13 protein-coding genes are annotated in these 17,640 nt (G+C 43.6%); 7 read left to right on the plus strand and 6 right to left on the minus strand.

The features are described 5' to 3' along the window. Positions 1–8 precede the first annotated feature (8 nt). Complete coding sequence (locus tag CWO08_RS06815) at positions 9–1,349, plus strand: MFS transporter (RefSeq protein ID WP_102432099.1); 1,341 nt, start codon at positions 9–11, stop codon at positions 1,347–1,349. Between the two features lie 298 nt (positions 1,350–1,647). Continuing rightward, positions 1,648–2,853 (plus strand): mannose-6-phosphate isomerase, class I, encoded by a 1,206-nt coding sequence (manA, locus tag CWO08_RS06820; RefSeq protein WP_102480483.1) that lies wholly within the window; start codon positions 1,648–1,650, stop codon positions 2,851–2,853. A gap of 116 nt (positions 2,854–2,969) precedes the next feature. Here manA and CWO08_RS06825 read toward each other — a convergent pair whose 3' ends face one another. Then, complete coding sequence (locus CWO08_RS06825) at positions 2,970–5,651, minus strand: hypothetical protein (protein ID WP_102480485.1); 2,682 nt, start codon at positions 5,649–5,651, stop codon at positions 2,970–2,972. Between the two features lie 398 nt (positions 5,652–6,049). On the opposite strand from CWO08_RS06825, the gene CWO08_RS06830 reads away from it, so the two are divergent. Next, positions 6,050–8,965: an alkaline phosphatase family protein gene (locus tag CWO08_RS06830; protein WP_108020146.1), complete on the plus strand. Its 2,916-nt coding sequence runs from the start codon at positions 6,050–6,052 to the stop codon at positions 8,963–8,965. 44 nt (positions 8,966–9,009) lie between these two features. Here CWO08_RS06830 and CWO08_RS06835 read toward each other — a convergent pair whose 3' ends face one another. Together CWO08_RS06835 and CWO08_RS06840 are read right to left on the minus strand one after the other, a co-directional pair. Further along, positions 9,010–9,465 carry an N-acetyltransferase gene (locus CWO08_RS06835; protein WP_102432146.1) on the minus strand — a complete coding sequence of 152 codons (456 nt, stop codon included), beginning with the start codon at positions 9,463–9,465 and terminating at the stop codon, positions 9,010–9,012. Positions 9,466–9,632: 167 nt separating this feature from the next. After that, positions 9,633–10,808 carry a DUF5666 domain-containing protein gene (locus CWO08_RS06840; RefSeq protein WP_108020147.1) on the minus strand — a complete coding sequence of 392 codons (1,176 nt, stop codon included), beginning with the start codon at positions 10,806–10,808 and terminating at the stop codon, positions 9,633–9,635. 84 nt (positions 10,809–10,892) lie between these two features. On the opposite strand from CWO08_RS06840, the gene CWO08_RS06845 reads away from it, so the two are divergent. Next, complete coding sequence (locus CWO08_RS06845; RefSeq protein WP_108020148.1) at positions 10,893–11,561, plus strand: response regulator transcription factor; 669 nt, start codon at positions 10,893–10,895, stop codon at positions 11,559–11,561. Beyond that, a complete protein-coding gene (locus CWO08_RS06850) occupies positions 11,533–12,810 on the plus strand; it encodes a HAMP domain-containing sensor histidine kinase (protein ID WP_108020149.1) in 1,278 nt (425 codons plus the stop codon). The genes CWO08_RS06845 and CWO08_RS06850 overlap by 29 nt, the downstream gene beginning before the upstream one ends. A 74-nt stretch (positions 12,811–12,884) precedes the next feature. Here CWO08_RS06850 and CWO08_RS06855 read toward each other — a convergent pair whose 3' ends face one another. The 3 genes from CWO08_RS06855 to CWO08_RS06865 all read right to left on the minus strand — a co-directional run bounded on the left by CWO08_RS06855 (position 12,885) and on the right by CWO08_RS06865 (position 15,796). Then, positions 12,885–13,142: a YdcH family protein gene (locus CWO08_RS06855; RefSeq protein ID WP_009846137.1), complete on the minus strand. Its 258-nt coding sequence runs from the start codon at positions 13,140–13,142 to the stop codon at positions 12,885–12,887. Positions 13,143–13,343: 201 nt separating this feature from the next. Beyond that, positions 13,344–14,333 carry a rhodanese-related sulfurtransferase gene (locus CWO08_RS06860; protein ID WP_108020150.1) on the minus strand — a complete coding sequence of 330 codons (990 nt, stop codon included), beginning with the start codon at positions 14,331–14,333 and terminating at the stop codon, positions 13,344–13,346. Between the two features lie 314 nt (positions 14,334–14,647). Next, positions 14,648–15,796, minus strand: coding sequence for a PLP-dependent aminotransferase family protein (locus tag CWO08_RS06865; protein WP_107898608.1), 1,149 nt, complete (start codon positions 15,794–15,796; stop codon positions 14,648–14,650). A 115-nt stretch (positions 15,797–15,911) separates the two neighbouring features. Here CWO08_RS06865 and CWO08_RS06870 point away from each other — a divergent pair, with 115 nt between their 5' ends. Next, positions 15,912–16,781, plus strand: coding sequence for a GyrI-like domain-containing protein (locus CWO08_RS06870; protein WP_102426003.1), 870 nt, complete (start codon positions 15,912–15,914; stop codon positions 16,779–16,781). A 23-nt stretch (positions 16,782–16,804) separates the two neighbouring features. Further along, entirely contained in the window at positions 16,805–17,050 is a 246-nt protein-coding gene (locus tag CWO08_RS06875; protein WP_004737054.1) for a hypothetical protein, read from the plus strand. The last annotated feature ends 590 nt before the right edge of the window (positions 17,051–17,640 follow it).

Raw genomic sequence — 17,640 nt, forward strand, 5'->3', positions numbered from 1 at the left:
GAACGAATATGTTTGGATTTCTGCGCTCAACAACGTCAAATACTCATGCTCTAACTGATGATGAAGTCAATCAGAGTTATCGCTACTGGCGCCTTCACATTATGATAGGAATGTATGTCGGCTATGCAGGTTTTTACTTCACCCGTAAAACCTTTAATTATGCCGCGCCAGCGATGATTACTGACCTTGGCTTGGACAAAGGCGATATTGGCTTAATTGGCACGCTCTTTTATCTTTCTTATGGCTTATCGAAATTTATATCAGGCACGATATCGGATCGTTCAAACCCACGTTACTTTATGGGACTTGGCTTAATCGCGACTGGTCTGATAAACATCGCGTTTGGCTTTTCGAGTTCGTTAGCGGCTTTCATCTCGCTGTGGGTGCTTAATGCATGGTTCCAAGGTTGGGGCTGGCCATCGTGTTCTAAGTTATTGACGACTTGGTATTCTCGCTCCGAAAGAGGTTTTCGTTGGGCAATCTGGAATACAGCACACAACGTTGGTGGGGCGCTAATTCCTATTCTTGTTGGTTATCTGACGCTGCAATTCAGCTGGCGAGCAGGGTTTATCTGGCCGGGTGTGATTGGTGTTTTTATCGGTCTTATCGTTTGCTGGCGCTTACGTGACAAGCCCACCACCATGGGACTTCCGACTGTAGGGAAGTGGCGTCATGACCATTTAGAGTTGGCGCAAGAGAGCCATGGACAAGGGTTAAGCTATCGAGAAATCCTGAAAACTTACGTATTCAGCAACAAGTACATTTGGTTGCTCGCTTTTAGCTATGTGCTGGTTTACATCGTAAGAACGGCGGTTAACGACTGGGGTAACTTATACCTAACCGAAGAACACCATTACAGTTTGATCAATGCCAACGCTGCCTTATCTCTGTTCGAGATTGGCGGTTTCGTTGGTTCACTTGTTGCTGGGTGGGGATCTGACAGGTTGTTTGGTGGCAACCGTGGCCCGATGAATATTTTGTTTGCCATCGGCATATTTCTTTCAGTTTCTGCATTGTGGTTGATGCCTTTGACCAACTTTGTGTTTCAAGCTGCTGGGTTGTTTTGTGTAGGCTTTTTTGTTTTTGGACCTCAAATGCTTATTGGTATGGCGGCGGCCGAATGCTCACATAAAGACTCTGCCGGTGCGGCGACAGGCTTCGTTGGCTTGTTTGCTTACATGGGTGCAGCTCTCTCTGGTTACCCATTAGCGCTCGTTCTAGAAACTTATGGCTGGAGTGGATTCTTCATTACCATCTCTACTTGTGCGGCGGTCATCGGGTTACTGTTACTGCCTTTTCTACAAGCTCAATCACCTCAGAAAAGTGCTGAGGCTCGTTCTGGCTTTTAAGGACCCTTCTCGATAACAAGATAGTCACTAGTGTTTGCATTGTAGAAGCTTGTATCACTGCTGTAACCAGTGTGATACAAGCCGCTATCTTATTTTCGGCGCTTTCTATGCGTGATATTCAAATGTGACTCTTTTCACGCTTTTCATCGTTCTCACCTGTTTCTAAGAAATTTTCCTATTGCGTCTAAGACCTCATCTCATGTGGGTTCTAGCTGCTCTCTGTAGTCTTTCTAATTATTTACGTTATTAGAAATCAGCTCTCTGAATTGTGTTCAAAGGGCTCACTACGGAAAACGCCATGTCACTCAGCCACTTCTCAGAACACTCATTTTTCCCAATGGAAAACACCATCCAGAATTATGCATGGGGGAGCATCTCTTCGATACGTGAACTGTTTGGTTTTAAGAATGAGTCACAAGAGCCACAAGCGGAAGTTTGGATGGGAGCGCATCCGAAAGGTTGCTCAATGGTCAAGCTGGACCAACATTTGGTGCCTCTCTCTGAGCTGATTAACAAGAATAAACCGGCCTATTTATCAAACGATATTGCGCAGGAGTTTGGTGAACTGCCGTTCTTGTTTAAGATCTTAGCGGCAGAAAAAGCGCTATCGGTTCAGGTCCATCCGAATAAGCGCCAAGCTGAAATTGGCTTTGCAAGAGAGGAACAGGCAAGCATTCCTTTGACTGCAGGGCACCGCAATTACCAAGACTCGAACCACAAACCTGAATTGGTCTATGCGATCACTGAATATCAAGCGATGAATGGCTTTCGAGAGTTCGATGAAATATTAGGTTTGTTCAAAAAGTTAGATTCGAGCGAGCTGGCTGGTTTGGTCGATGAGTTTGGTAACAATCTTGATTCTCTAGGTTTAGAAACGTTTTTCCGTGACCTTTTAACTCTAGATGACCAACATAAACACCGAGCATTAGAGCAACTTCTGACTTATGCAGTCGCTCACCAAGATCAATCTGAGTTTGCTTTGGTTGTTGAGCTTAGCCATCAGTACCCGAACGACATCGGTCTGTTTTGTGCTCTGTTGCTGAACTTGATCACATTGAAGCCGGGTGAAGCGATGTATTTGAATGCGAACACTCCGCATGCTTACATTAAGGGAACCGGGCTCGAGATCATGGCAAATTCAGACAACGTGCTAAGAGCCGGTTTAACGCCAAAACACATTGATGTCCCTGAATTGGTCGCTTGCACAGAGTTTACGCCAATTCCGTTTAAACACTTGTTATTGGCGCCCTCCAAGCTGGGTCAATGTGATAGCTATGATATCCCGGTCAGTGACTTTAATTTCAATATCTTTCATAGCCCCAAGCAAGAAGAAGTCATCACAAGTGGCGCTGAAATCTTAATGGCAATAGATGATGATTTAACGCTAGTGAGCCAAAGAGGTGAGCACTTAACCCTTACGAAAGGGCAATCGGTATTTATCCCAGCCTATATTGGTCATTATGAATTGAGCAGTAAAGGACGAGTGGCTAGGGCGTTTAATTAGGGGAAGTGATGAGCTTGAAATGCTATCAAGTTTTGGGAATGGAGATATTGGCTTAAAGAACTAATACGAAAAAAAACAAGCCAATAAGATATTGGCTTGTTCATGTTGCCTATCGATTACTTAATAGTCGGTAAGCTTGTCGCTTCCATATTAATCGACATACCCCAAGAGGACTCCTCTCGAATGGATTTAATTGATCCTCGGTTTGTAAGCCAAGTTATTTGAGTGTCACGAGGTCCGTCATTTTCGAATTGTGTCTCACTTGTTACTTTACATGCAGCAAAGGTACCCGCAGGCACAGTAACTTCTTCTTTACCTAGGTAGGTTTCTTGGTAGTTGAAAGTGGGCAGAAAGTAAGGTTGTCCGTTGATAATATCGTTTAGTGAGGTCTCTACAGAAACGGTTCTTAATCCAGGGTACTCAGTTACGAACTCTTCACCGCTGATCTCGTCAAACCAATAATCAAACTGAGAGGCAAGTGGTGCGTTAGTTGACGTTCCAAAGTCTACCGTTTGATTGATGATTTTCTGGTTGTCAGTAATCGTCAGTGGTAATAATGCTTTAGCCGACCCCCAACCTAGTGAGTCATCAGAATTAAAGCCCTCTTGACCTAGATAGTGATCTTCAGAGCTATATGAATACTCATACCCCATTAAAGTACCTTCCGGATCTTTGATATCGATACGCGTTTTTTCTAAGCTACCTGCTAAGTCCGAAATCCAACTTGGTAGCCCGGTGACCAACGGAACGTCATTCAGCCAAGAGAAAGTATTCCCAAGATAGATAAACTCATAAGTTAGGTTCTGTGTTACTGGCTCAGGATCCCATATCGGTGTGCGCTGTACATCGTAAACCGTGACGTCATTAGCCGTCGCAATGAACCCAGCATCCGGCAATGAATCAAGACAAGCCTGTAGGTTAAGAGGGTGCAGAGGCTGTGGTGTTAATGCGTTATCCAAAATGAACTGTTTAGTCGCTTCATCAAAGATATAGGCCTCACTATCAATCTCTTCGGTCTCTTTGTAGGTAATTCGTACAAACCCGTCGACAACAGATAGGTAAGCAGAGTTATCTTGTCTTTGATAGTTTGACCATGTGGTTTGCGAGTGGATGGATTCAGGAATTGTTACTTGACGTAATACCTCGCCATTCACTGATTGATCTTCCCACGAACCGAGTTCTGATAATCTGGAGAATGTAGAGTCTAGCTCCCAGGCTCTCGAATAATAAACCACGGTACCGTCGGGCAGAAGCTGTGCAAATATTTCAGCACCCTCTATTCCTGCCATTGGAATTAGATCTGCATGGTTGTTATATGCCGTGTCATGACGATCCGATTCATCTTCAGCGATGGTCGATGCTAAAGTCGCAAGCCACGTATCGCTGCCATTCTTGAAGGCGCTAATTCCGTTACACGAGTTATTAAGTGCTTGGTAGCGGTCTGAATCGTGTTCCGCACACCAATCACCCTTGTAAAAGGTATAAATGTTGTCGTTGATGTCTTCTACAGATAATTTGTATGCCGTTGTGTTGTCAGGGAATTTTAATCCTGCAGGCATAATTAGAGACCAAACGTTCTCACCATCGGTTTGGTCCATGATTGAGCGAACATTAAGACCACTGATATCCAACTGCTTAGCGCTAGCAATTTCATTAAAAATTGAGCTGTTCGACTCGAGAATGACACTACCATCTTTATTTGGCTTGATGCTAGTTAAGGTGTCATTACTTGTTTCCCAACCGCTTTGACCCAAAACCATGTCATTAGCGTCAGGAGTGCTTTTAACTTCAACAAACTGTTCTGCAAAGTAGTCATAGATGTAGCTGATTTCGCTGACTGAATTATCGGAATCTGCTTTTAGTGTCCCATAAGCGACCACTAAGTCTGTATTTTCCTCATTCGCACCGCCAAACCAATTGATGCCATCCGTTTTAATGAGCTTCGCAAGGTCGGCTTTCTTAGAGCCTTTATTTGCCTCGTTTTCTTTAATTTTATCTTCAAGATTAGAGTCATCAATGGCGATGTGATCGCGATTAATGCTGCCAGCAATGTCGCTCGGGTTGAAGTTCTCTCCCGCTGCTTCAATATTTTTGACGACTTCATCTAGGACTCGAGTCACTTCTTCATTGATCAACGCCGTGAGCGCTTCTACAGAAATACCAGCACCCGCTGCAGTTTCTGATAGGGCGTCAGTATTCTCTGCCATGACCGATGCGGTGACTTGAGCAACGCGGTGTAGGTTCTCAAAAGCTGCTTTTTGTGAGTCTGCTAGCTTGTCGTTATTTTTGGCCTCAATGTAATCTTGAGTTAAGTCGAGCGTTGTACCTAACTTCTCTTGAATAGTTGCTTTGGCCTCATCTAATGATGCGCCACTTTCAATTTCATTTTGTATAAGTGTGGTTAACGGGCTAATAAACTCTGATTGTGGCGGAGCCGTTAAGCGGTAACTTTTGTTCAACACAACACCAGGGTTATCAGTGTCGATGGTTTGTCCTGCTACAACTTCAATCAACAGAGTGCTCTGTTTTAGTTGCTCTTGAGTTAAGTTCTCAATGGTAAATTCACCATTGTCGCCGGTTACTGCATTTGGCTCATCCTTATCACACACCTTATTGCTGTTTAGATCCAAGCATGCATTAGCACCTACCAGATAGCCATCAGCGGCCTTTGCTGTTAAAGACGCTGAAGTTGCTGTTGAACCGCCAGTATCAGTTGTAGAGCTATCCGAACTATCGCTACCACAACCTGCTATCCCTAGGGCTATTGCCACTGCTAACAGTGAACGTTGACCATTCATGTTAGTTCTCCTATTAAGTTATTGATAAAAATTTACTACTCTGGAATCAATTGGGAGAATGTCATTGATAAATATGACTATTTATAAATTGAATGCCATTGGTGAGAAATGTATCAAAACGGAATGTAGTGGAAATAGCGGGTGTATTTATTCTAGAGACATATCTAATTGGTGGAGTTATATATGCGAGTGATATCTATGGTGAATGTTTGGTATTTGTAATTGATGTTATTGTCAATTGATCTTTTGGGTAAGTGGTTGTTATTTATAGATTCATGTATGATTTATAGGTGCTGATTGTCTGTATAAAACCCAGAGGTGACCATAAGTTGACTAATCAGTTTAAACTGAAACAATAAGTCGTATTTATAGAAGTGTGTTGATCTAAAGGAAATTTGATGAGCTCTTATTCTCACGTTCGCAGTTACGCCAGTTTGTTCAGTGCCTTATCGTTGGCGGTTGCGTCAGCTCCGAGTGTCGCTGATATATCAACAACGCCCGTCATTGGTGGCGTGTTTAGCTCCAGTGAAGTGTTGAAAAATCAGGTGCTTTCAAGCCTAAGTTATTCTGCCAAACTCACTCGTGATGCGGCTCTTTTCACCATTGGTGGCGTTACATTAGATGCGTATATTCTCGCACTTCCATTAGATGCTAAAACCAAAGCTCGAGTCATCGCTCAGTTATCCAACCCGACGTACTCAATTCCTTTGGGTTATTTTCTCTATAGTTATTACGACCGCTATTCAGGCTTGGGCAGTGAAGATGTGTTCAAATCTTACTTGTCGACGGTTTATGATAAGCAGACACTAAAGGGCTTTGAACATAGCCTCTATCATGTTGGAGATAAGCCAACCTCAGAGCATCACGAGCCAGATACCTCGACTGAAGCGACGGGACATCATGAAGGTATTCGCATCGATGAACAGTTCATTGCCAATATGGTGGTTATCTATGATGCGTTATTCGAAATTGGTGTTTGGCAGGATATGGACACGCTCCCTGCGAATTACACATACTTAACCAATAGCTCTGCAGATCTAGCGATCATCGCTCAGATTCAACCGATCATCGTTGATTTGATCGGTAAAGCGGCATTGGGAATGGATGACGGCGACATGAAGTCTGCAATGTTGGCGATTGCAGAAGATGGTAAACCAGAAAACGCTGATAAGCCGAACAATAAAGCACAAGCTCTTACCATCACGCTTATTGATTTTGTGCGCTTAAACTTGCTGAAAGCCTACCGACAGTTTGTGTTTAAAGAAGAACGTGCAGAAGCGCTTGATGATTGGATGCAGCAAGCGTTCAGTGACCAGCCTGATGCGCTCATTCAATTCTTAGAATCCCAACAGCACAAACGTTTTGCGGTTCAAGTGACCGTCGATGGTTTACAGCAAGGATTGATTGAGGGGTTGGTTGATGAAGATTCACCTTTCATTTCGGTTGCTTATCAGAATCATAAAAACCGAGCGCAATATAAACCTCAGCTAGAAGAAGTGATTGAACCTGAACATCAACAGCAGGTGAGGTTCATGGAAGTTCTGTCTGAACAAACCTACCGTGATCCGAATTATCTTCCGTTCTTCAAAAATCTCTATCAAGAGCATCGAGACAATATTAGCCGAGTTGGTATCTCTTCAACTCCAACAATCAGCGTACGCAATCTACCGATCATTAAAACGGGCGCGAAAGTATCGGGGCAAGGTGGCACTGGCATTCCTAATTTCCACTTTGTCGACCGAGAGATCGACCGAGCGTATTACTTCTTTGGTAATGATGCCCTGCAGTTGGATGTGTTGATGGAAAACAACAAGGTGCAGACCATGTTTGATCGCCTTGATTACCTTAAAACGCTGAACTGCAACGCTCAATATGATTGGAATGCTCACACCACTTACGACGGGCTAGTAAACCTAGGTTTGGGTGAGTCACTGCGTGATTATGGTGAGAAACGCTGCGTTAAAGAGCTTCAAGAACGTTCAGAAGTCGAAGTGGTTTTGCAAGAAAAGCGTCAAGCTTTGATTGAAGATATTGAAGCGTATCAGTCTATATCTGGCTTTGATTTTTTTACTAAGTTTTCAAAGAGAGCTCAGGTTAAACAGTCGATCACTCAGTTTGCCGAGTTAGATGGAAAAGGAATGCCAGACTACACCTTGGTGTATAACCCATGGCCGGATCACTTCGCACACTTCACGGGTCCTTTTAGTGACGAAATTCTGATGCCGACGGGAGAGCTCAATCGACTGGACTATTGGATTCGCCAGATTGAAGCGACCTACCGCAGTGCCGGCGTTTACGATAAAACGCTATGGGGCATGGCAGGGGATCATGGTTTAACGCCGGTGTTCTACGCGCTCAACCCCGAAAAGCAGGTATTTGAAGGCTTACAAGCAGAGCTAGCGTATCCAATTGTGGTTAAGAAGATATCTTCAGACGAGGGGGAAGGGCCTAAAATTACCAATGCACTAAGCTACCCAAGTTCAAAGGCGTTGGATGTTGTGGTTGCTTCTACTGCTGGTGGTAATTTCATGATGGACTTCTTTAATTCGGCTCACGGGTGGCAGGTTCAGCCGGTTTACCAAGAACTCACGCAGTGGTCTCCGATTGCAGCGCCAGATGGTCAGAATATAGACATCATTAATCAGATAGCGCAGCGCTTGCCTGAAAGTCTTGATTATATGGTCGTAAGAGAAAGTACATGTGATCAACAACGCTGCGCTGTTCGTGTGATTGGCAATCGTGATTTAAAACGGGTCGATGAATTGATCACACGTGAAGGTGACAAGCTTTTTTATGAGTCATTGGAAGACAACCGAGCGCCGATTTTGCTTAATACCCAAAGGCTCAATCCATATCTTGCATCGCCAAGCGAAGTTGATTTTGCGCGGTATTCTCAATTGGTAGAGAAGTGTATTAACCGAGCGATTAAGGCGGATGTGACAACATGGTGTAGCAGTGCAGAATGGACCGTATTAACGCAACCAACACCTCGACCAGATTCAGTTAATCAACTGGCTAATATCTACCTTGAAGATAGGGCTGGTACGGTTAACTTGTTCCCTAAAGCCGGCATTGGTTACAACACCAAGGTACCGGGGCGTCATGCTGGTGAGGATTACTTAGAGAAAGATGCCTTCATCGGATTCTGGGGAGCGCCAATTGGCGATAACTCTCAGCAATTGAAAATCGAAGCTAATGGATCTTTAGCGCCAACGCTGTTTGAGTATTTGACCGGAGAACCTGTGGTCGAAGGCGAGAACGGTTGGGGTTTTCCGTCGTTGATTGAGAAACTAGATATTTCAAGCGCGCGCTAAAGTAAGCGCTCTCTACCTACTCGCTATCTGTATTTTCTCTATGGTTAGCGAGGCTGAGAGTTAGCTAGGGTGAGAGCCAATCCCACAAAATCATCATCGTTGTCATCAACAACTCGGTAGCCAAGTGACTGATAAAAACTAATGGCGCGAGTGTTACTTCTAAAACTCGACAGAGTGACTTGGTTTCGTTGTTCTTGATGGGCTTTTTCGTGGATGCGTGACATGACTTTTTTACCAAGAGACTGATCTTGGTATTGAGGGAAAATGATCAGCAAATGAACATGGTATGCGTTGTCATAAGGCTTAAAACACACAAGTCCAACCCTTTGTTTTCCTAGGTATACCCAATGAAACCAAGAGGGACGGTAATCGTTTAAAAGTCGTTGGCGTTGGAAGTCGTCATCCCAGCCGAAAACGTCATCTACGTGTATGAATATGCCTTGTTTCACACACGCAAACAGTTCCTCGAATTCAGAACTGGAAACGAGTTGGAGTTGTATATTCTCTTCTTTCTTGCCACTTTACTTCCTTTTTAAACGCCTTTTGAATAAGCAAACAGTAACATAATTGAAAAGGTAGGCTGCACTTTAGGTGTGGGTTGTTTTGATGCAAAAAAGCCACGCGTAGTGCGTGGCTTCTATACTTAATATCAAGAATATTCTATGCGTTAGTCATTGTCTTCAGCTTCGATCTCGATTGCAATGTACTGACTGTTGACCTTGTAGGCTTCAACCTCAATAAGGTCTCCAATAGTAAGATTCTCAAAAGTTAGGCCATCTTCAAATTGAGTGTTTTTGTTTACATGAATAATCTTATTACCATGTAGTGATGTCATTTCAAAGTTGTTGTCTTCTAGGTTGATATCTTGCACTGTGCCTTCAAAATCAACGTCATTATCATTCCAATCTTGTGAATCATCGTCGTGTTCAAATTCGACTTCGGTAGCAACATTTTCGCCGTTAGCTTGTTTCGTTGTTACTTCGACTTCTGTACCTACAGTTAAATTTGACTTGTTGCCGTCTTCGTAACGAGTATTGTCATTGACAACAAAGCGACCTTTGTAGCTTAAATCAAATGTTGATTTGTCGTTAGCTACCCAAGTAATAATGCCTTCGATTTCCGTGTCATTGCTTACTTCGCTAAAGTCTTCGACTTCCACTTCTTCTGCTTTCAATATAGAGTCAACCATTGAGCCTGTCACTTCAACCCAAAGACCATTCGACAACCCTGTGTTGCTATCGTCGTTATCGATGTGAGCATTGGAATAGTCAACGCTGAGGTTTGCACCGAGTTTGAAATTCGATTCATTTAAATCACTGATTAGCCCTTCAACTTCAACCGATTCAGTTAAGTTAGAGTGCTCAAACTTAACAACAGAAAGTACTTTGTAACCTGCATTCGCTGTCGGTAAAGAAGAGACCATAACCCAATCGCCATTTTCAATTTCACCTGACAGATTTGTAAAGGTCAATGCGATGCCATTGACTTTAAATGTACCATTATTATGGTTGGTGTCTGAAATAAGACCAACGATGGTCGGCTCAAGGCCAACTTGAGTCCCGCCAGTGTGAGTTGAAGCGCTGCGAGCAATAGATGAAATAGAGACCATCATGTTTTTTTCTAGGTCTGCAATTGCCACGTCTTCGCCTGCATAGTTCGCACTGTCTACTTGATAGCTATAGCCATTCACAACAATGGTGTTGCCAGAAACAGAGTCAATGGTACCTTGAACTGCTGATGGAGCTTGCGTGTTGTTATCGTTGCTTCCATTGCTATTGCTGTCACTACCGCCACAGCCAGTTAGAATTAAACCGACAGCTGAAATCAGCGCTAACTTTTTCATCTATATACTCTTTATTTAGTTTATTGAGGGTGTATCTTATAAACTCAAACGTGAAGCACTCGTGAAGAAAGGTGAAATAAATCGATGAAAGTTTTGATCGTTGATGACAGCCACAATGTTGCAGAAACCATTGCCGATTACCTAGAGCTGGAAGGGATGGTGATCGATTGTGCTTATCATGGTGAAGCGGCATTGAAGTTAGCGTCTGAGAATCATTATGACGTGATTATCATGGACATCATGATGCCTAAATTGGACGGTATTTCTGCTGTCAAAAAGTTACGAGAAGAAGTGCAATGCCCTACGCCAATTCTTTTTTTAACCGCTAAAGATAGGTTGGACGACAAGATTGCGGCCTTTCAAGCGGGCGGAGATGATTACTTGGTTAAGCCTTTCGCCATGCAAGAGCTCAGTTTAAGGCTCAACGCATTGGCAAGCCGAGGGCCACGCCAAGATATAGGAAACCTGAGTTTTGCCGATATCTCTCTCAACTCGCAGACCGACGAGGTATACCGAGAAGGTAGGCTTATTAAGTTGAGTCGTATTCAGCTCAAGATACTAAAAGTCCTTATGCGTCATGCACCAGCGATTGTTTCAAGAACTGAAGTGATTGATTCTATTTGGGGTGATGAATCGCCAAGCAGTGATGCACTGCGAAGTCATATTTATGGCCTGCGTAACGCGCTCGATAAAGGGTTTGAACATTCACGATTAGAGACTATTCATGGACAAGGTTACCGACTCAAAGCATAACGGCTCAAGCCACGGCGATTACCCGAGCATCTACCGAAAAATCCGCCGTAGTTTTGGCTTGATGACCTTGGTCATGTTCGGGCTTTTTTGGACAGTGATTTATATCGCTGAAAACCAGATGGAAGTGATCAGCCTCCATCACTGGCTAGACACTGAAGCTAACCGTTATACGTCTGAATATCAGTTGCTTGGCGAAGATGCGTTGTTGCCGAATCAAAACGAGTTTTCGAGTTATTGGAGTGAGGCGGAACTGCCCAATTGGTTAGCTCGATACAAACAGCCCGGCTTCTATGAACATCTGTTGGGTACGGAAGATAAACACTTTTACGTATTCGAGCACCCATCAGGCGAAGGGTTGATGTATATCTTGTTTCAAGATGACGCTGACGACTACCTCGACGAGTATGAATGGAGCCTCCACAACTACACCCTCATACTTGGCGGTTTAACGTCCATTTTTATGGTTTTGTATGGAATCTATGTTGTGCGATCGCTGTCGAAGCCACTCAATCAGATAGAAAAGAAAATTAGGCAAATGCACCCTGAGCAGCCAAGTTTTGAAGTCGAGACGTCTTACGCTGAAACACGACACATTGAGCAAACGCTTTTAGATTCAAAGAATCACATTTCAGGTTTTTTTCAGCGGGAAGAGGAGTTCAATCGATTTGCCTCTCATGAACTTAGAACCCCGATTATGGTGATTAAAGGGTCGGCTGATCTGCTAACTAAAGTACCCAATCAACCTCCTGTTGCGTTAAAAGCGATTAATCGCTTGCAAGAAGCGAGTGAACAGATGCGAGTGCTGACTGAAATGTTTTTGCTGCTTGGTAAAGAGAGTATCGATGAGCACCATTTCGGTCACTATGACCTGGAAGTCGAAGTTCAGAATCAGCTGCTTGAAATGGCGCCTTTGTTTGCCAAGCAGGATGCGAGTTATAACCTAGACGTAAAAGGGACTGTCACTGTGTATGCGCCAGAGAGCTTTATTACTATTGTATTGAATAACTTAATTAAAAATGCGTTTAGCTACAGTGTTGGCGATGTTGGAATTGTGGTGACAGGTTCTCAATTAGTGATCACTAACCGTCATGATGGCAATGAGACTTACAATGCTGGCTATGGTTGTGGCCTAGTGATTGTGCAACGAATTTGTGAGCGAATGGGTTGGAGTTTTGAAACTCAAGATGATGGGCTTCAATTCAGTACTTACTTAGATTTCTCTGTGAATAATCAGGTGGGTAGCAGGTAGTTTCGATTACAAAAAATGAACCCATTGAGAAGGAGAGTAGTGTGGCTAAGTTAGCCACACTAGCATATGAGTTGTTATACGATCTTAAGCGCGTGATGGCGCGTGAGCTGTTTGTGTAGCGAGTCTTTGAGCTCCATGCGTTCTACTTTGAGGTTGTGCATGCTGTCGTCATCGATAGGGCTGCCAGAGATTTCTAGCTGACGGATGTCGTAGTCGAGTTGGTGGTACTTCTGCATGTCTGCTTTGAATTTTTCGTCGTCGTGGTTGAGCTGAACAATGTCTAATTTAAGATCTGGGAAATCTAAGATAAAGGCATGGTTTTCATTGAGCATTGGCACTTCCTCACTTGTCTAATTAACTTCAGTATAGAGCCTATTTTTGAAGATAAATGTGGTTCAAAACACAAAGCCGTAAAGCGATCAAAAAAGGGCACAAACTCGAGGGATCATCCTCGAACTTGCGCCCTTTTGTATGTATATAGCTAACTATTTATAGTTATATGTTTAGAACTATAAGAGTTTAAAGCAGAAAGTTTACTTTGCTTTCTTGCCAGAGCGTTGCTGCTCTTTGTGTGCAAGCTTCTCTTTTTTACGTTGCTCGATAAGGTGAGCAGCTTCGCCACCTACGTGGGTTTCGCCACGTGCATTTGATAGCTGAACTTGCTTTTCACGTTCACGGAAACGCGCTTTCTGCTCGTCACTGTGCTTGTCAAAACATTTAGGGCAGCTTACGCCTTTCTCAAAGTGCTCAGACGCTTTGTCTTCGTCTGTGATTGGCAGGCGACAAGCGTTACACACGTCGTAACCGCTCTTCTCTAGCTGGTGGTTAACTGCAACACGACCATCAAATACGTAGCAGTCGCCTTCCCACATGCTCTCTTCTTCTGGTACTTCTTCTAGGTACTTAAGAATGCCGCCTTCAAGGTGATAAACCTCATCAAAGCCTTGCTCTTTCATGTAGGCTGTTGATTTTTCGCAACGAATACCGCCAGTACAGAACATCGCGACTTTCTTGTGCTTCTTAGGATCAAGATTTTCTTCAACGTACTGAGGGAATTCACGGAAGGTTTCCGTGTTTGGGTTTACGGCATTTTTGAATGTGCCGATATCGACTTCGTAATCGTTACGAGTATCAACCAAGATCACATCTGGATCAGAGATAAGGTCGTTCCATTCGTTCGGCTTCACGTAAGTGCCGACGACGTGGCGAGGGTCGATGCCTTCAACGCCCATGGTTACGATCTCTTTCTTAAGCTTAACCTTGGTGCGGTTGAATGGTTGTTCTTCGTTGAACGACTCTTTGTAAACAACATCAGCCAAACGAGAATCTTGTTTGAACCATTGAAGAAGAGCGTCGATAGATTCGCGCTTACCTGCAACAGTACCGTTGATACCTTCGCTTGCAAGTAGCAAAGTACCGCGGATTTGGTTAGCTTCTAACACGTCAGTGAGTGGTTGGCGAATTTCTTGGTAATCATCAAGTGCTACGAATTTATACAGAGCACATACAACATATTGAGACATGGTTTTTCCTTTCTGCGAGCTGGAACGTAAATCCAGAGCGGTTGCCTTTTATGATGCAGACTGAGTTTAATTCACTCAGGTTTGCTCATATTGGCTTATTAAAATCCGCCGCAGTATAACCAAGCCAAGGATGGACAAAAACCAACCAAAAGTAGGGCTATTTATCATTTCTATTTGTGTGGTTTATGGGCTAGAAAATGCAATGAAACCGTTTTATCTGCTTCGAATTACAACACGTATTCCCAAACCAAAAAGGCCCTGCTGTAACAATACAGCAGGGCCTTGGTATCTAGTCCGTTTTACTTAATCGGTGATTACGCTTGGTTAAGTACTTCAGCTAAGCGTTTCACCGCTTCAGTCAACTCTTCTGGGTTGGCGTTAGTGAAGTTTAGGCGCAGTGCGGCTTTCGCTTCATCGGCCTTTGGATAAAATACTGGGCTTGGTACAACCGCCACACCATTCGATAGTAGAGTTTTAGCCAATTCGAAGGTGTCGCACTCAGGGATCTCAACCCAAATGAACATCCCGCCATCAACGGCTTTCAATACACAGTCAGCAGGCAGCTGTTTCTCTAGTTCTGAGAACAGCACCTCATAACGAGACTTGTACAAAGTACGAATGTTTTCCATGTGCAGGTTGAAATCTTCATGTTTTAGAAGACCAACAAGCAATGCTTGCATAGGAACGCTTGAGTGCAAATCCGCGCCTTGCTTCACTTTAATCAGTGGTTCAAGGTAGCTGCGTTTACCTGTCACAGCACCAATACGTAAGCCTGGCGATGCAATCTTAGAGAATGAACGAAGAACGATAGAGTTATCAGGGCAGAATGAAGAGACCAACGGCAGTTCCGTACCTGTGAAACGTAGCTCACGGTAAGGCGCATCTTCAATAAATGCCACGTTGTATTTGATACAAAGCTCAGCTACTTTTTGACGAGTTTCTGTTGTCCAACAAACGCCAGTCGGGTTATGGAAATCTGGCACCGCATAGAACATCTTCGGAGATTGCTGTGCAAAGCACGTTTCTAGTTCGTCTAAGTTCGGACCAAATTCAGTTTGAGACACAGTCACAATGTTTGCTTGAACCAAGCCAAACACTTGCATCGCACCTAAGTAGCTCGGCGCTTCCATCACAACTACATCATTCGGGTCAACATATGCACGAGCAATCAAATCTAGACCTTGCTGAGAGCCTGTACAGATCATCGCTGTGTGAGTTTCTGGCAATTGGTAGCTTTGCGTTAGATGGTCAAGCAATGGGCCGTAACCAGCCGTAGAGCCGTATTGGAAAACTTCAGGCATGTTCGCTAGATTTTCTAGCGTTGGCTTCATTAAATCGATTGGGAATGTTTTCTCATCCGGCAGACCACCGGCCAGTGAGATGACGTTTGGATCGCTTGCTGCAGCGAGGATCTCTCGAATATATGAAGATTGAATTTGTTGTAATGACTGTGCGATTTCCATGTGTTGTGTCTCGTCGTTTTCCGTTTTTATTCTATCGCTTGATATTACACGGCAATTGTAAAAACTAGCGTGTCCATTTATGCTCTTAAACATGTCCATTTATGCTATTTAAACGATGTCACGTCAACATATATCTCGAATCAATGATGTTCTGTTCCATATTCATCAAGACATCAGTCAGCCGTTGTCTGCCAAAGCGCTATCTGAGATTGCGGCTTACTCAGAGCAACATTTTCATCGCACGTTCAAAAGTGTGGTGGGGGAGTCGTTACATCAATACATTCGACGTACCCGAATGGAGTATGCCGCTAATCAGTTGATGTTCGATACCCGCTCGTCGGTGGTTGAGATAGCCAATAAATGTGGTTTCAGTTCGGTGTCTTCGTTTAGCCGAGCGTTTAAAGCGACCTTTAATATGTCTCCGGGCGAGTGGCGCAAACACGATTTACAGATCGCCGAAAAGCCTTATTTGAAAGATCCTGAAGTGGCGGCGGGTTATCAAAATGTCGCACAGCGGATACTACCCGAACCCAAAATAGTGGAAACACCTGAACGTATGGCAGCCTATGTTCGCCACACTGGCTATAACCGTTCTATTCGCAATGCGTGGTTGATATTGAAAGCGTGGGCGAACTCTGAGCAACGTGATTTTTCGACCCAGTTTGGTTTGCACCATTCAAACCCTGCTTGGGTCGAGATGGACCAGTGTCGCTATGTGGCGTGTATCGCGATCAGTGAACCGATTAAGTACCGTAGCGTGGTTAATCAGATGGTGATTCCCGGTGGTTTGCATGCCGTGTTTCGACTCAATGGCCGTTATGGAGAGTTGCTACCACAAATCAGTATGGTATTAGAAAAATGGTTACCTACATCAGGCTTCAAGCAGCGTTCAACTCCCGCCTATGTGCATTATCATCAGAATCATTTCCTAAATAGTGATGAAGTGTTTGAACTTGATTTCTATCTTCCGGTAAGTTTTTATTAATCCACCCATTTTGAGGAGTAAACATGTATCTAGTTTTGTATTGTCACAATATTGGTATGACTGATTTTTCTTTCTTTGAAACGGAAGATTTCGACAAAGAAGAGGGTTATATCGTGCGAGGAAAATGGCCGAACGAAAAAGCGTTTCGTGATTACTTGGCCAAAGAGTTTGGTGATATGAGTGAACTTCAAGTGATTGATTTGGTCAGCAGAGGTCAAGAGGCTGAGCACTATTCTGCGCAAGAGTTAGCGACACTCATTAGTGCGTAACCATAGCGATGAGTATGGTCTCGTTTAAACAAAGTGCATTGTAACATATTGAAAATCCTTAATATCGCTTATCACTAAACTTAGCTTGGTTCGGACTGGTAGTCATTATTCAAAGAAAGTTCATGCGGCTTTGAGTCTTCCATTGTCTTTTTTAAGAAATGGGCATTCATGTTTAAAGTTCTGAATAGTATGGTTCTTCGGAGTGAGCCAGCTTTAATATACTTAAATTTTAAGGGCTCTCTGTTTCAGTATACATTGGGAAAAACAGTAATGAAGAAAACAACCATTTTGGCCGCACTGATACAACTCATGTTGGCTTCTACCAGTCACGCTCAAGAACTCAACAACGAAATGAACAATTCTTTGAACCTTTGCCCAGAAAACGACATATATTGTCAAATCATCATGAGGGAGCTTTAACTAGAGCCACAGAAGGTTGCCGTTCAGGCAACCTTTTTCGTTATGGATAAGCCAAAAGTAAACGAGACATTACAAGTTGACGAGATTCAGATGATATTGATGAGTCAATAGCCATCAGTCATTCGAAGAACATGTCGGATGTGTGTTAGGCATTTCTTTAATTCGAATCA

The organism is Vibrio sp. 10N.286.48.B8 (assembly GCF_003050085.1).
Lineage (GTDB): Bacteria > Pseudomonadota > Gammaproteobacteria > Enterobacterales > Vibrionaceae > Vibrio > Vibrio crassostreae.